At 57.5% G+C, this 15,586-nt stretch carries 12 protein-coding genes; 11 read left to right on the top strand and 1 reads right to left on the bottom strand.

Translation table 11 applies throughout. The features are described from left to right. Positions 1–6 precede the first annotated feature (6 nt). From GYN08_RS00070 to GYN08_RS00080, 3 genes are all read left to right on the top strand, one after another. Positions 7–519 carry an adenine phosphoribosyltransferase gene (locus GYN08_RS00070; protein WP_166271300.1) on the top strand — a complete coding sequence of 171 codons (513 nt, stop codon included), beginning with the start codon at positions 7–9 and terminating at the stop codon, positions 517–519. Positions 520–771: 252 nt separating this feature from the next. After that, positions 772–1,269 (top strand): cation:proton antiporter regulatory subunit, encoded by a 498-nt coding sequence (locus tag GYN08_RS00075; protein WP_166271302.1) that lies wholly within the window; start codon positions 772–774, stop codon positions 1,267–1,269. Beyond that, positions 1,269–2,489 (top strand): cation:proton antiporter, encoded by a 1,221-nt coding sequence (locus GYN08_RS00080; protein ID WP_166271304.1) that lies wholly within the window; start codon positions 1,269–1,271, stop codon positions 2,487–2,489. The genes GYN08_RS00075 and GYN08_RS00080 overlap by 1 nt, the downstream gene beginning before the upstream one ends. Positions 2,490–2,692: 203 nt before the next feature. Here the strand turns inward: GYN08_RS00080 and uraA are convergent, their stop codons facing one another. Next, entirely contained in the window at positions 2,693–4,012 is a 1,320-nt protein-coding gene (gene uraA / locus GYN08_RS00085; protein WP_166271306.1) for a uracil permease, read from the bottom strand. A gap of 410 nt (positions 4,013–4,422) precedes the next feature. Between uraA and GYN08_RS00090 the strand changes: the two genes are divergently transcribed. The 8 genes from GYN08_RS00090 (at position 4,423) to GYN08_RS00125 (ending at position 15,526) form a co-directional block, all read left to right on the top strand. Beyond that, a complete protein-coding gene (locus GYN08_RS00090; RefSeq protein ID WP_166271308.1) occupies positions 4,423–6,615 on the top strand; it encodes a RelA/SpoT family protein in 2,193 nt (730 codons plus the stop codon). Positions 6,616–6,668: 53 nt separating this feature from the next. Next, a complete protein-coding gene (dtd, locus tag GYN08_RS00095) occupies positions 6,669–7,112 on the top strand; it encodes a D-aminoacyl-tRNA deacylase (protein WP_166271310.1) in 444 nt (147 codons plus the stop codon). Positions 7,113–7,263: 151 nt separating this feature from the next. Further along, entirely contained in the window at positions 7,264–7,770 is a 507-nt protein-coding gene (locus tag GYN08_RS00100; protein WP_166271312.1) for a type 1 glutamine amidotransferase domain-containing protein, read from the top strand. Between the two features lie 147 nt (positions 7,771–7,917). After that, positions 7,918–8,370 carry a hypothetical protein gene (locus GYN08_RS00105; RefSeq protein WP_166271314.1) on the top strand — a complete coding sequence of 151 codons (453 nt, stop codon included), beginning with the start codon at positions 7,918–7,920 and terminating at the stop codon, positions 8,368–8,370. A gap of 712 nt (positions 8,371–9,082) precedes the next feature. Then, positions 9,083–10,330 carry a histidine--tRNA ligase gene (hisS, locus tag GYN08_RS00110; protein WP_166271316.1) on the top strand — a complete coding sequence of 416 codons (1,248 nt, stop codon included), beginning with the start codon at positions 9,083–9,085 and terminating at the stop codon, positions 10,328–10,330. 78 nt (positions 10,331–10,408) lie between these two features. Then, positions 10,409–12,208 (top strand): aspartate--tRNA ligase, encoded by a 1,800-nt coding sequence (gene aspS / locus GYN08_RS00115; protein ID WP_166273041.1) that lies wholly within the window; start codon positions 10,409–10,411, stop codon positions 12,206–12,208. A 100-nt stretch (positions 12,209–12,308) separates the two neighbouring features. After that, positions 12,309–13,076: a tRNA threonylcarbamoyladenosine dehydratase gene (locus GYN08_RS00120; protein ID WP_166271318.1), complete on the top strand. Its 768-nt coding sequence runs from the start codon at positions 12,309–12,311 to the stop codon at positions 13,074–13,076. Between the two features lie 278 nt (positions 13,077–13,354). Then, entirely contained in the window at positions 13,355–15,526 is a 2,172-nt protein-coding gene (locus GYN08_RS00125; RefSeq protein WP_166271320.1) for a HelD family protein, read from the top strand. Positions 15,527–15,586: the final 60 nt, after the last annotated feature.

Consider the following 15,586-nt stretch of genomic DNA (forward strand, 5'->3'; position numbering starts at 1 on the left):
ATTGATTTGGATTTTAACCAGCATATTCGCGTGATTCCCGATTTTCCGAAACCGGGCATCAGCTTTAAGGACATTACGACCCTGCTCGGCAACGGACCGGCTTATCGGGAAGCGATCGACGCGCTCAAAAAGCAGGTCGAACATTTGAAGATCGATCTGATCGCCGGACCGGAAGCGCGCGGTTTCGTCGTCGGCGCGCCGCTGGCTTATGCGCTGGGCGTCGGCTTCGTGCCGATCCGCAAAAGCGGCAAGCTGCCGTACAAGACGGTGGAAGTCGAATACGAGCTGGAATACGGCACGGACCGTCTGGCCATGCATGTCGATGCCGTGCAGCCGGGACAAAATGTTCTGATCGCAGACGATCTGCTCGCAACCGGAGGCACGATCGCGACCGCGGTCGACCTGGTTCGCCAACTCGGCGGCAACGTGGTCGGCGCAGCCTTTCTGATCGAGCTGGAAGAGCTGAACGGCCGCAGCCGTCTCGACAACGTCGAAGTGTTTAACCTGATCCAGGGCTAACCTTTACGCCGACGCGAATAGCATGAAAGCATAAAAACCCGTTATTGGACTTCCCGAGCAGCATGGGGAAGCAAATGACGGGTTTTTCTTTTTAAACGAGCTTTTTCGGTCAAAAAACAGAAAAAAAGCGTTTTTTTTGAAACCTGCCGGGGATCGGCGCGTATTACCTCTTGAGACTCGGCGGAAGAGCCTCTTTTTGTTTTGGCCCGACCGGCCCGGGTCCGCATTTTCTGAATTAAGGAGGGAAATAAAATGTCCGTAATAAGAGAAACCGATCTGCCCGGAATCGGGCGCAAATTTCTGATCGATACGGAAGAAGGAGACCGCTTCATTGTCATCCTGCACGAGGACGGCAAACGGGAATTGTTCTGTCCGTCGCCGGAAGATCCAGAGGAACTCATGCGCGTCATGACGCTGACCGACACGGAAGCGCGTCAACTGGGCGGGATCGTCGGAGGCATGAACTACCAGCCGACGGCGCTGGAAAAAGCGGAGCATACGCTCGATCATTTGTCGATCGAATGGCACAAGCTCAAAAAAGGCATGAAAGCGATCGGCCGTTCGATCGGGGAATTGAAGATCCGCGAGAACACCGGAACGGTCGTCATCGCGTCGATCGAGTCGTCGCACAAACAGACGGTGAGTCCGGGTCCGGAATACGTGTTGGCCGAAGGCATGACGCTGGTACTGGCCGGCGAGCGGCAGAATATTCAGACGTTGAAAAGGATGCTGGAAGCAGGTGATGCGTAATGGATCATCTGGTATTCGAAGTCGGGATTGCCGTGCTGCTGATCGCGCTCGCCGGATTCCTGTCCGCCAAGCTTAGGTTCTCCGTCGTTCCGTTCTATATTTTAGCCGGCATGGCCGTCGGTCCGCATGCGCCCCATTTCGGTCTGGTCGACCTTCGGTTTATCCACAGCGCGGAACTGATCAATTTCATGGGCCGGCTCGGCGTCATCTTCCTGCTGTTTTATCTGGGGCTCGAATTTTCGGTCGGACGGTTGGCGAAAGCGGGCAAATCGATCGCGGTCGGAGGTTCCATTTATATCGGCATCAATTTTACGCTCGGGCTGCTGTTCGGCTTCGTCTGCGGCTTCCCGATCCTGGAAACGCTCGTGATCGCGGGCATTACGACCATCTCGTCCAGCGCGATCGTGGCGAAGGTGTTGGTCGACCTCAAGCGGACGGCCAATCCGGAAACGGAAATGATTTTGGGCATCATCATGTTCGAAGACGTATTCCTCGCCGTGTATTTGTCCATCCTGTCGGGTCTGCTGCTCAGCGGAGCGACCACGCTGGGAGGCGTGCTGCTGTCCGCGGGAATCGCGCTCGGCTATATGCTGCTCGTTTTGATCGTCGGGCGTCTGCTGGTTCCCGCACTGAACAAGCTGCTCGGCGTGCCTTCGAACGAAGTGTTTTTGACCACAGTCTTCGCGATGCTGTTTCTCGTGGCGGGGTTCTCCGAAACGATCCATGTGGCGGAAGCGATCGGCGCGCTGCTCGTCGGCCTGGTGCTGGCGGAAACGAAGCATATGCACCGGATCGAAAAAGCCATTCTGCCGTTCCGGGACTTCTTCGGCGCTTTGTTCTTCTTCAGCTTCGGCCTTACGATCGACCCGCTCAGTCTGAAGGGCAGCGCGGTATGGCTGGCGATCGGAGCGGTGGTTCTGACGATCGTGGGCAATTACGCGGCGGGCATGCTGGCCGGACGAACGGCCAATCTTTCTCCGAAAGCTTCGTCCAATGTCGGCTTGACGATCGTCTCGCGCGGCGAATTTTCCATCATCATGGCGAATCTGGGCGCGGCCGGCGGGTTGATGGCGATTCTTCAGCCTTTTGCGGCGATTTACGTTCTGATTCTGGCCGTGCTGGGACCGTTCCTGACGAAGGAATCGGCGATGGTGCACCGTTTCGTCAGCAAAATCTTTCCGATAAAAAAAACGCGGGACGAAAGCCGAAAGGTTCCGTAAAGGCAAGCGAAAATGCATTTAGTCGTACAGGAATTATTTTCCTATAACATGGAGCGGCAGCGTCCGTTTTCCGGTTCTCCGTATCATGGGAAAATAACTCGTGGAAAAGACCGTCCCTGCGGACGGTCGAGAGAAAAAAGGCCGTACGTCCTTCTGCGGAAGGAACGTACGGCTTTTTTAACGGAAATTTAGAAGCGGAAAATTTACAGGTCCGGCGTTTTGGCCTCGGTCGAGGCTTCTTCTTTTTCGTTCGACAATCCCAGCAGGGAGATCAGACGGAAAACGAAGTTCACCACGATGCCGACGATGGTCGCCAGCGCCATGCCTTTCAGCGACACGCTCCCGATCGTAAGGGAGACGCCGCTGAGTCCCGTGCCGAGAATCAGGGCGGCGAGCAGCATGTTGACCGACTTGGAGAAGTCGACTTTTTGCTCCACGAAGATGCGCAGGCCGGACACGGCGATAACGCCGAACAGCAGCAGCGACACGCCGCCCATGACCGGAGTCGGAATATTGGCGACCGCCGACGAGAACGTGCCCGAGAACGACAGCAGAATGGCGATGACGGCCGCTCCGCCGACCACGAAAACGGAGTAGACGCGGGTGAGCGCCATGACGCCGATATTTTCGCCGTACGTCGTATTCGGCGTCGAGCCGACGAAGCCGGACAAGACGGTGGAGATGCCGTTGCCGAGCAGGGAACGGTGCAGGCCCGGATCTTTCGACAGGTCTTTGCCGACGATGTTGCTTGTCACGAGCAGGTGGCCGATATGCTCGACGATGACGACGAGCGCGGCCGGCAAGATCGTGAAGATCGCGGCGGCGTCCCAGGTCGGCGTCGTGAAGTCCGGCGTGGAGAAGAAGCTGGCGTCGGCCACGGCGGCGGTATTCACCTCGTGCATGAAGTAAGCGACGATATAACCGACCGCGATACCGATCAGGATGTGAATGATTTTCGGGAAGCCGCGGAACAGCACGGCGCCCAGCACGGTTACGGCGAGCGTCACCATGGAGATGATGATGGCGTTCATGCTGTAGCTGACGGCGCCCGTCGCGGCATCGGTCGTACCGAGCAGCCCGGCCATGTTGGCCGCCGTCGGCAGCAGTTCAAGTCCGATCAGCGCGACGACGCAGCCCATGACGACCGGCGGGAACATAAAGTCGATCCAGGCGGTACCGGCCACTTTGACCAGAAAAGCGACAAGGATGAACACGATGCCGATGACGATAAACGCGCCCAAAGCTTTCGAATAATTTTCCATGTTGCCGGGAGTAACCAGCACGCTGCCTACCGGTACGAGAAAAGCGAAGCTCGATCCCAGGTAAGCGGGAATTCTTCCCTTACAGATCAGGATGTACAGCAGGGTGCCGATGCCGTTCATCAGCAGGATGACGCTCGGGTCCACGCCGAAGATGTTCGGAACGAGGACGGTGCTGCCGAACATGGCGAACAGGTGCTGCAAACTGAGCAGCAGCCCCGGGCCGAACGGCGGTCTTTCATTCACTTGGATTTCGCGCTGCAAAGACTCTCACTCCTTAAAGGGCATAGGTTGGAGCCGCTCCGGAAGATCGGAGGGAGCGGCTTTTGGCGGATGAGAAAAACGGTAGAGAACGCGGCGATAAACCGAGGCCGAAGCGGCCAAATCCGTACGCGCTTGATCATCTTAACTAGATTATAGAGAAAATTGTTTTTTTTCAATAACATTTTTGATTAAAATGTCGGGAACTTTCGGATTTTGGAGAGTTCGTGTCAGAAAGTCCCCGCCTCGCGGACCCAATGAGCTTTTGATGAAGAAAGCAACAATTTGCGTGCACGCATTGACGGGGGTATCCCTAAAAGGCATAATGAAAGGAAAACCCTATCGACAGGCCTGAATGCGGAGTTTCGCGGACAGGCTTCATTTTCTTATAGAAAGGAATCGGAAAGGACTCAATGGGCATTGAACGATTACTTGAAAAGGCGTCCGCTTATATCCGAGAGTCGGACCTCCCCCGCATCCGGGAAGCCTACGAATTCGCCGATAAGGCCCATTCCGGCCAGGTCCGAAAATCCGGCGAGCCGTATATTCTGCATCCGCTGGCGGTTGCAGATATTGTCGTGGGCATGCAGATGGACACCACGTCGATCGAAGCGGCCTTGCTGCATGACGTCGTCGAAGACACGACCGTCTCGCTGGAAGAGATCCGGGAGCATTTCGGCGAGACCTGCGCGATGCTCGTCGACGGGCTGACCAAGCTCGAACGGATCAAATTCCGGTCCAAGGAAGAACAGCAGAACGAAAATTACCGCAAGATGTTTATCGCCATGGCCCAGGACATTCGCGTCATCGTGATCAAGCTGGCCGACCGTCTGCACAATATGCGTACGCTCAAGCATCAGTCGGAGGAAGGACAGCGCCGGATCGCGTACGAGACGCTGGAGATTTTCTGTCCCGTAGCCGACCGCCTCGGTATTTCCGCGATCAAGTGGGAGATGGAGGATATCGCGCTCCGCTACTTAAACCCGCAGCAGTATTACCGAATTGCCAATCTTATGCACAAAAAGCGCGCCGAGCGCGAACAGTTCATTTCCGACGTCATCGTCCGGATCGGCGAAAAGCTGGAAGAGATGGGCATCGACGCCGATCTGTCGGGACGTCCCAAACACATCTACAGCGTGTATAAAAAAATGACGAGCAAAAACAAGCAGTTCAACGAAATTTACGATCTGCTGGCCATCCGCATCTTGGTCGACAACGTCAAGGACTGCTATGCGACGCTGGGCATCATCCATACGCTGTGGAAGCCGATGCCGGGCCGGTTCAAGGACTATATCGCCATGCCGAAGGCGAATATGTATCAGTCGCTGCATACGACCGTGGTCGGTCCAAACGGCGAGCCGACGGAAGTGCAGATCCGTACTTGGGATATGCACCGGACGGCGGAATTCGGCATCGCGGCCCACTGGGCCTACAAAGAAGGCACGACCGTGAATCCGAGCGGCGGGATCGAGAACAAGATGCCGTTTTTCAAGGAAATTATCGAGCTGCAAAACGAAGCCAAAGATGCGTCGGAATTTGTCGAATCGCTTAAAATGGATTTCTTTTCCGACCTCGTATTCGTGTTCACGCCGAAAGGACAGGTTATCGAACTGCCGGCCGGATCGGTTCCGCTCGACTTCGCTTACCGGATTCATACGGAAATCGGCAACCGGACGATCGGAGCCAAGGTAAACGGCCGGATCGTTCCCCTTGATCATAAGCTGAAAACAGGCGACATCGTGGAAATCCTGACGTCCAAGCATTCTTACGGACCGAGTCAGGACTGGGTCAAGATCGCCCAATCTTCGCATGCGCGAAGCAAGATCAAGCAGTGGTTCAAAAAAGAACGACGCGAAGAGAATGTCGAAAAAGGTCGAGAGGGTCTGGAGCGCGAGATCAAAAAGCTCGGGCTGGAAGTCTCGGAATGGCTGACCGACGATAAGCTGCTGGAAGTCGCCAACAAGTTTTCTTTCAACGATACGGACGACATGCTGTCCGCCATCGGCTTCAACGGCATCACCGCTTCCCAGGTCGTGACCCGTCTGACGGAGAAATGGCGCCGCGAGCAGGAGGAGAACAGCAATCATCTGGAGCTGACGAACGAAATCCGCGAGGTCAAGGCGGCCCCGGCGGACAAAGAGAAGAAGCGTCCGACCAACGGAGTCAAAGTCAAGGGAGCCAGCAATCTGCTGGTACGCTTCGCGCGCTGCTGCAATCCGGTTCCCGGCGACGACATCGTCGGCTACATCACGCGCGGAAGGGGCGTATCGGTGCACCGGGCAGACTGTACCAACATTCCGGGAGCGGGCGACGGCGAAGAAGCCGCGCGCGTCATCGAGGTGGAATGGGAAGAGGCCGTGGAATCGAATTTCAGCGTCGATATCGAAATTACGGGCCTTGACCGGCGGGATTTCCTGAACGAAGTGCTGCAGGCGGTATCCGAGAGCAAAACGAATATGACCGCCGTTTCGGGACGCGCGGACAAAAACAAGATGGCGCTCGTGCATATCACCATTCTGATCCGCAACACCGAGCATCTGCAGTCGGTCGTCGAGCGGATCAAACGGGTGCGAGACGTCTATACGGTACACCGGATCATGCAATGACGGACCCGGCGGCGCGCTGGCGCGACCGGTCCGAAGAAGGAGCTTGTTTTCCCATGAAAATTGTCATTCAGCGCTGCAAATCCGCTTCCGTCGAAGTGGAAGGCGAAGCGGTCGGCAGCATCGGGCACGGTCTTATGATTTTGGTGGGCGTAACCGAAGGCGATACGGAAAAGGATGCCCGTTACCTGGCCGACAAAGCGGCGGGACTGCGCATTTTCGAAGACGAGGCGGGCAAGATGAACCACAGCGTCGAAGACGTGGGCGGTTCGGTCCTGTCCGTGTCCCAGTTTACGCTGTACGGCGACTGCCGCAAGGGCAGACGTCCGAACTTTATGGCAGCGGCCCGTCCGGAACCGGCGCTCGCTCTGTACGAAGCGTTCAACGAAGCGCTTCGAGCCCGCGGTTTGACCGTGGAAACCGGCGTGTTCGGCGCGATGATGGACGTGTCGCTGAGCAACTGGGGGCCGGTAACGCTCATTGTAGACAGCAAGGAATAAGAGTTTTGTCTGCCGCTTCGGCCGCCTTCGGGCAGCGCCGGGGCGGTTTTTCTTTTTGCCGACGCCTTGTGTTAGAAGTCAGGGAGGGCAGGGTAATAAGAAAGCGAGAACGGAAACCACGACGAACAAATTGGAGAGGAGTCAGACATCGATGAGTAAAATCGCATTTTTGCTTGCTAACGAATTTGAGGATTCCGAAATGAAGGTTCCTTATGAAGAGGTACGGAAGGCCGGCCATACGGCGGACATCATCGGTCTCAAAGCCGGCGAAACGCTGAAAGGCAAACAGGGCAAAGCCGAGTATACGGCGGACAAGGCGATCTCCGAAGTCAGCGCTTCGGACTACGACGCCGTCGTGATTCCGGGCGGCTCTTCGCCGGAAAATCTGCGTCTGGACGAACGGGTGCTCCAATTCGTCAAAGACGTTAACGCGTCGAAAAAGCCGATCGCGGCGATCTGCCACGGTCCGCAAATTCTCGCCAGCGCCGACCTGCTCAAAGGCCGTACGATCACTTCGTATCCGCCGCTGCAGGACGACATGGTGAACGCGGGCGCCAAGTTCAAAGACGAGGAAGCGGTCGTGGACGGCAACTTCATTACGTCCCGCACGCCGGATGACGAGCCGGCATTCGTCCGCGAAATTTTGAAGGCTCTGTAAGGGCGAGTAAGCAGAGCGCTCCGTGAACGGCCATGCAAGGCCGGCTCCGCCGGCCCTGCTGCCTATATACTTCCGAGAATAGACACGAAGACGCTTTTTTTAAGCGAAAACGCATACCGAACGTCCATTACAAAGGAGGGAATCAAGATGTCGAAACATATCCAAGCGTATTTCAAAACGGAAAGCGAAGCGGAAGGCGCAAGAATGAGTCTGATGACGTTCAACACCGAGCAGCTCGAAGTGGGAGAACTGCAGGGCGGCGTCGGTTACGGCAACGACGGAAACGGAGGCGGCCGGGTCGTCGTGCCTCTCGTACCGCTTTCGGGCACGACGAACGCGGGATTCAACGGCGGCGCCGCGGTCGGCGGAGGAAGCACGATCGGCGAACACGCGGTTCCGGTTCCGGCTCATCGGGAGTCCGGCGACTTGGGCGGCCAGCCCATCGACGAAGACGATTTGGACGACAACTATGAGAACGCTTCCGACGACGATCTGAAAGATCTGACTCATACGCTGTCCGTAAAGGTCAAGGACGAAGATTTCAGGGATGTCGTCCGCAAAATTCGCAGAAATCACGGCTACGTGCATATCTACGATTAAGAGCGCGAGACTTTGTAATCCAATTGTAATCTTCGCTACACATTCCCTTAACAAGAGAACGGTATAGTAAGGGCATGACCCCCTTAGATAAATTTTGAGGACTCGCGGCAGCAGCCTGCGGGTCTTTTTTTTGCTTTTATGGAAAAACGAAGGGGGCCGGACGGTGCGGGCCGGGTTTTAGAGGCAAAGACGGTTGACTTTAATCATGCACTTGATTACAATCATAAAATATAACAAACGCAGTGAGCCTTTTCGTGCCTCCTTCGGATGCAGGGCTCCCGGCGAATATGACGATTCGATGACGGGAAAAAGTAATTCGGTGTTCGATGCGCACAAGAGAGGAATTCCTTGGCTGGAAGAATTCCGCGCGGCGGCCGGACGAAAGACCTCCCCGAGAACGCACGGCGAAAGACGGAAGAAGCGGCAGGGCGGTCGGCCCGGCACGATTCTTGGAGTCCAAGTAGCCGAGGCGCGAAGTTGGCGGGCGTTAACCGTCGTTAATGAAGCGGGTTATCGCTTCTCTCGGATAGAGGCGCTTGCGTCCGCTTCGGGAGACGATCCCGAAATGTGGGTGGCACCACGGGAGATTCGTATACGCGGTCCCTCGTCCCTGTACTATGTTCAGCAATGGCATAGACGGCGGACGGGGGACTTTTTGCTATTTATAAAAAGAACCCGGCCGCGCAAGCCGGAAAGGAAGGAAAGAGAAACCATGGATTTTCAAAAGCCGAAAGGCACCCTCGATTTTCTGCCGGGAACGGTGGAAAAATGGCAGTACGTAGAGCGCAAAGCGCGCGACTTGAGCAGACGTTTCAATTACCGCGAAATCCGCACGCCGATCTTCGAGTACACGCAGCTGTTCCAGCGCGGCGTGGGCGAGACGACGGATATCGTACAAAAAGAAATGTTTTCGTTCCAGGATATGGGCGGACGCGGCATGACGCTGCGGCCGGAAGGCACGGCGGGCGTCGTGCGGGCCTACGTCGAAAACAAATTGTTCGGCGAACCGGACGTGGCGAAGCTGTTCTACATCGGACCGATGTTCCGTCAGGAGCGTCCGCAGGCTGGCCGTTACCGCCAGTTCCACCAATTCGGCATCGAAGCGATCGGATCGGTCGAGCCGGCCATCGACGCGGAAGTCATCGCGTTCGGCCTGCAGTTCTTCGAAGATATCGGTCTGAAAGGCACCAGCGTCGAGATCAATTCGGTCGGCAACGCCGCATCGCGCGCCGCCTACAACGAAACGCTGCTGGCATTCCTGAATCCGATGCGCGACACGCTGTGCAAAGACTGTCAGAGCCGGATCGACCGCAATCCGCTTCGCGTGCTCGACTGCAAAGTCGATCAGGACAAATTCGAAGGCGCGCCGTCGATTCTCGACAGTCTCGACGAAGAGAGCCGTACCCACTTCGAAGCCGTACAGAGCAACCTGCAGGGAATGGGCGTCGAGTACACCATCAATCCCCGCCTCGTTCGCGGCCTGGATTATTACACGCTTACGGCATTCGAGTTCAAAACGAAAAGCGGCATCGGCGCAATCGATACGATCGGCGGCGGCGGACGCTATAACAAGCTGGTTGCCGAAGTCGGCGGGCCGGATCAGCCGGGCATCGGCATGGCGATCGGCATGGAACGGCTGCAGCTTCTCCTCGCGGATCAGCAGACGGAGATCGAAACCGAACCGCCGCTCGATGTCTACCTGATCGCGCTCGGAGACAAAGCCGACGCGGAGATCACGAAGCAGCTGCACAAGCTGCGCCGCCTTGGCTTCTCGGCGGAGCGGGATTATCTGGGCCGCAAAATGAAGGCGCAGATGAAATCGGCCGACCGGCTTCAGGCGCGGTACACGGCGATTCTCGGCGACGACGAGCTGGAACGCGGCGAGATTGCCGTCAAATCGATGGAAACCCGCGAGCAGGTGACCGTGCCGCTGGAGAACTTGGCGGCCGCGCTTAAATAAAGACAGAATCGGTCATAAAGGCCGCTTTCGAATACAAACCCACAATACGCGTTTAATAAAAAGGAGAATCGACTTATGATGCTGAGGACTCATCACTGCGGACAGATCACGTCCGCTCATATCGGAGAAACGGTTACGCTGAACGGCTGGGTACAGACCCGCCGCGACCTGGGGGGCGTACTCTTCATCGACCTTCGCGACCGCAGCGGCATCGTGCAGGTCGTCTTCAACCCGGCTTATTCCGGCGAAGCGCTGCAGACGGCCGAACGCGTGCGCACCGAGTACGTGCTGGCGGTAAAAGGAACGGTCGTCAAACGCGACGAAGAAACGATCAACAAAAACCTGCCGACCGGCGAGCTGGAAGTGCGCGTCACCGAGATCGAAGTGCTGAACGCGGCGAAGACGACTCCGTTCTTCATCGAAGACGGCATCGAAGTCGACGAAGCGCTGAGATTGAAATACCGCTATCTGGACCTTCGCCGTCCGGAAATGCAGAAGACGCTCATGCTGCGTTCGCAGTCGGCGAAAATCTTCCGCAACTTCCTGGACGACCAAGGTTTCGTGGAAGTCGAAACGCCGATTCTGACCAAGAGCACGCCGGAAGGCGCGCGCGATTATTTGGTGCCGAGCCGCGTGCACGAAGGCGAATTTTTCGCCCTGCCGCAGTCGCCGCAGATCTTCAAGCAGCTGCTCATGGTCAGCGGCATCGAACGTTATTACCAGATCGCCCGCTGCTTCCGCGACGAAGACCTTCGCGCCGACCGCCAGCCTGAATTTACCCAAGTCGACCTGGAAATGTCGTTCGTATCCCGCGACGACATCCTGGGCATGATCGAAGAATTGATGGCCAAACTGTTCCGCGAAACGATCGGCGTCGAAGTGCAGCTGCCGTTCCAGCGTCTGACGCACGCGGAAGCAATGAGCAAGTACGGCTCCGACAAGCCGGACCTTCGTTTCGGCATGGAACTGGTCGACGTGAGCGATATCGTCGAAACCAGCGGCGTGAAGGTGTTCGCTTCCGTCGTGACGGGCGGCGGACAGGTTAAAGTGCTGAACGCCAAAGGCTGCGGCACGTGGCCGCGCAAAGAGATCGACGATCTCGGTCCTTACGCGGCGCGTTACGGCGCGAAGGGCCTCGCCTGGATTCAAGTCAAGGAAGACGGCTTCAAGGGACCGATCGTCAAGTTCATGAGCGAAGAAGAGATCGAAGCGCTGCGCCAGCGCACGGACGCCGAAGTCGGCGACCTGCTGCTGTTCTCCGCCGACAAGAAACAAGTCGTGGCCGACGTGCTCGGCGCGCTTCGCCTGAAGATCGGACGCCAGCTGGGACTGATCGACGACAGCATTTACAAGTTCGCCTGGGTGCTGGACTTCCCGCTGCTCAGCTACGACGAAGAAGCGAAACGCTACGTGGCGGAACATCATCCGTTCACCCGTCCGCTGGCGGAAGACTTGGAACTGTTCGAGACCGATCCGGGCGCGGTACGCGCGCAGGCTTACGACCTTGTGCTGAACGGTTACGAAGTCGGCGGCGGTTCGCTGCGGATCTTCGAACACGAGCTGCAGCAGAAGATGTTCAAGCTGCTGGGCATTTCGGAAGAAACGGCTCAGGAGCAGTTCGGCTACCTGCTGGACGCGTTCCAATACGGCACGCCTCCGCACGGCGGCTTCGCTTTCGGCTTCGACCGCCTGGTGATGCTGCTGACGCAGCGCACGAACCTGCGCGAGACGATCGCGTTTCCGAAAACGGCGAGCGCGACCGACCTGCTGATGAACGCGCCGGCGCCGGTGGACAAAGGACAGCTGGACCAACTGCACATCAAGCTCGCGCCGAAGCCGGCCAAAAAACCGGCTGCGGCGGAAGGCGAGCAGGCTTAAGTTTGCAACGAAGAAAAGACAGCCGGCATCGTCCGGTCTGTCTTTTCGCTTTGTCGAGGCGTCACGCCCTTACTTTAGGATTCAAGGAGGTTCTTCCATTATGCTGCACGCATTCTCAAGAACGGAACTCGCACTCGGACCCGAAGGTCTCGAAGAACTCAAAAACAGTACGGTGGCGGTGCTCGGCATCGGCGGCGTCGGCGCGATGGCCGTCGAAGCGCTCGCCCGCTCCGGCGTCGGCACGATCATCATGATCGACAAGGACGTCGTCGATATCACGAACATCAACCGCCAGATTCATGCGCTGACGACGACGGTCGGGCAGCAAAAAACGGAATTGATGGCCGAACGCGTCAAGCTGATCAATCCGGACATCAACACGATCGTGCTCAACATGTTTTATACGGAAGAGACGTACGAGAGACTGTTCGAGCACAAAATCGACTATGTGGTCGACGCTTCCGACACGATCATCTACAAGATTCATATCATCAAGGAATGCCTGAAGAGAGGCATCCCGATTATCTCCAGCATGGGCGCGGCGAACAAAATGGACCCTTCGCGCTTCCAGGTCGCGGACATTTCCAAAACGAAAATGGACCCGATCGCCCGTATCATCCGCAACAAGCTGCGTAAGGAAGACGGCATCAAAAAAGGGGTCAAAGTCGTCTTTTCGACCGAAAAGCCGATCAAGCCCCGCCAGGACGTTACGGAGCAAATCGCGCCGGCCGGCGCCAAAATCCGCAAAGCGAAGCAGCCGCCGGCAAGCAACGCTTTCGTTCCGCCGGTTGCCGGACTGATCATGGTCAGCGAAGTCGTCAAAGACCTGATGATCCGCGGCGGTCATCCGCTTCCCGATCAAGAATAACCGTTCATCCGTTTGAGCAGCGCGTTTCCCCGTCCGTGGGAAGCGCGTTTTTGGCGTTCGGCGTTCGTTCTGATGCGTTTCGGAAAAAAATAGCGCTCCTGCCGCGGAAATATGCTATGCTAATAGTCCTTTTGCGTTTTGCCGACGACTCGGGTCCGAGGCGGAACGCGAATCATTTTCGGCATTTTGTACGGACTGCCGTTCTTCCCGCGATGAACGGTAGGTTCGTCGGTTCGCGAGAACCCCTGTGCAAAATGCTCTCTTAGGAGGTAACTGAAGTGAGTGAGAACGTTCAAAGTGCCTATCGAGAAGAGCAGGACAAGCTGGATTCCGTTCTTGAAGAGATCGGGACCCAGCTTGCGCGCCTTCGGGCGGTTCCGGTGTATACCGGACACGATTTTACCGAGCAGGTGCTGGAAGCGGGACGCGAAGAGCGCCGTCAGCGGCTGAGCAAGTCGGAGCCGGAGCCGTATTTCGGCCGGATGGATTTCGAGGAAGACGGGAAGCCGGCGCCGGCGCCGCTTTACATCGGAAAAACGGGCCTCGACGGCCGCGATCCGGGCAGTCTCCCGATCGTGGTCGATTGGCGCGCGCCGGTAGCCAGCCTGTTCTATTCTTTTACGGGAGGCGAAGAGCGGGTCGAGTACGAAGCGCCGGAAGGCGTGATCGGCGGCGCCGTGCACCTGAAGCGCAATATCATGGTTCGCAAATCGGAGCTTGAGCGCGTCGTCGATACGTACACCCGCGGCGGCGAGGAACCGGCCGTATCGGACGAGTTCCTGCTGTACCGCCTGGGGGAGAATAAGGACAACCGGCTGCGCGACATCGTCTCGACGATCCAGGCCGAGCAGGACAAAATCATTCGCGCGGAAAAAAACAAAGCGCTGATTATCCAGGGGGTCGCGGGCAGCGGAAAAACGACCGTGGCGCTGCACCGGCTCGCTTTTCTGCTGTATCAATACAAAGAGCAGGTTTCGGCCGAAAAAATGATCATTTTCGCGCCGAACGGCATGTTTCTGGATTACATTTCGGGCGTGCTGCCGGAGCTGGGCGTAGGCGACATTCAGCAGCGCACGTTCACCGATTGGGCGTCCAAGCTGCTCGGAGCGGAACAGATGCTGGCCGATCCGTCGGAAACGCTGGACTTTTGGTTCGGCGAATCGGGAGGAGCCGCGCCGGGCGACGATGCGCCGGGACGGTTCAAAGGATCGGAACGCTTCCGAGCGATGCTGGATGCCGCGGCTTCCGCGCTCGAAGCATCGGGCGCGCCGGAGCTGGAATTTTCGCCTTGGGACGGAAAAACGCTGCCGTACGAGACGATTCTGCATTGGTATGCCGACGAGTACAAGCATTACTCGGCTTCGGGCCGCAAAGAGCGGGTGCTGGCGAGAATCCGCCGCTGGATCGAAATGGAGCTGAAGCCGGTCAAGCCCGAAACGCTGCGCAAAGAATACAAAAAGAAAGCCGTGCAGCGGGAGAAGGCCTATGCGAAAAAATGGCCGGATTTCAGCCCGCTGACGCTGTACAAGCAAATCTTCGGCGCGGCCAAGGATACGCGGGGCGTGCTGCCCGGGGAAGCGTTCGAAGGGATTCCGGCATCCGTGCTGAAATCGACGCGCAAAGATCTGAAAGAAGGCCGGATCCGGGAGGAAGACCTGCCGCCGCTGCTCTACCTGCATCTGCTGCTGAACGGAATCGAAGGAACCGAACGGTTCGACCATATCGTCATCGACGAAGCGCAGGATTTTTCGCCGCTGCAGGTATCGGTGCTGGACCGGTTCGTGCGCGGGCATTCGTTTACGATTCTCGGCGACTTGTCGCAGGGCATTCATGCATATAAGGGCGTGCACGCGTGGGAAGAGATGAGCGGGCTGTTCGGGGCGGACGAGACGTCTTACCATGCGCTGACCCGAAGCTACCGGTCGACGATGGAAATCATCGGCTTCGCCAACACGATTCTGACCGGCGGCGTACCGAACGCCATCGAAGCGGTACCGGTATTCCGCAGCGGAAACAAAGTCCGGACGATCGAATTCGGCGCCGGCGAAAAAGAGAGCGCGGAAGCGGCGGCCCGGGCGATTCGCGCGCTTTGGGGACGCGAACACAAGACCGTGTCGCTGCTGACGCGCACACAGGATCAGGCGAAGGCGCTGCACGAAGCGCTCCTGCCGGAATTTCCGGAACTCAATCTGATCGACGGAGGCATGACGCAGTATGAAGGCGGGTTGTCCGTTCTGCCGCTGCACTTGTCGAAGGGATTGGAGTTCGATGCCGTCGTGATCGCGGATGCGGGGCGGAACCGTTACGGAGATTCCGAATGGGACGCCAAAATGCTGTATGTCGGCTGTACGCGCGCCCTGCATGAACTTTGGGTGCTGCACGGCGGCGAGACGCCCGCTTTCCTGGATCGCGGCGGCGAATGGAGCGAAGCCGGCTGGCCGAAGATTTGAGGGAATATCGGGCGGGTTCAGCGAGATGGGCGGCCGGATCGTTCTTTCGCTGAATTTCTC

Origin of the sequence: Saccharibacillus alkalitolerans, assembly GCF_011090185.1 — a bacterium.
GTDB classification, from domain to species: domain Bacteria; phylum Bacillota; class Bacilli; order Paenibacillales; family Paenibacillaceae; genus Saccharibacillus; species Saccharibacillus alkalitolerans.

Excerpts from the sequence above, each read along its gene's own strand:
- GYN08_RS00120 (WP_166271318.1), top strand. The coding sequence starts at position 12,309 with ATGCTGCACGCATTCTCAAGAACGGAACTCGCACTCGGACCCGAAGGT.
- GYN08_RS00080 (WP_166271304.1), top strand. The coding sequence starts at position 1,269 with ATGGATCATCTGGTATTCGAAGTCGGGATTGCCGTGCTGCTGATCGCG.
- GYN08_RS00075 (WP_166271302.1), top strand. The coding sequence starts at position 772 with ATGTCCGTAATAAGAGAAACCGATCTGCCCGGAATCGGGCGCAAATTT.
- GYN08_RS00105 (WP_166271314.1), top strand. The coding sequence starts at position 7,918 with ATGTCGAAACATATCCAAGCGTATTTCAAAACGGAAAGCGAAGCGGAA.
- GYN08_RS00100 (WP_166271312.1), top strand. The coding sequence starts at position 7,264 with ATGAGTAAAATCGCATTTTTGCTTGCTAACGAATTTGAGGATTCCGAA.
- GYN08_RS00090 (WP_166271308.1), top strand. The coding sequence starts at position 4,423 with ATGGGCATTGAACGATTACTTGAAAAGGCGTCCGCTTATATCCGAGAG.
- aspS (WP_166273041.1), top strand. The coding sequence starts at position 10,409 with ATGCTGAGGACTCATCACTGCGGACAGATCACGTCCGCTCATATCGGA.
- dtd (WP_166271310.1), top strand. The coding sequence starts at position 6,669 with ATGAAAATTGTCATTCAGCGCTGCAAATCCGCTTCCGTCGAAGTGGAA.
- hisS (WP_166271316.1), top strand. The coding sequence starts at position 9,083 with ATGGATTTTCAAAAGCCGAAAGGCACCCTCGATTTTCTGCCGGGAACG.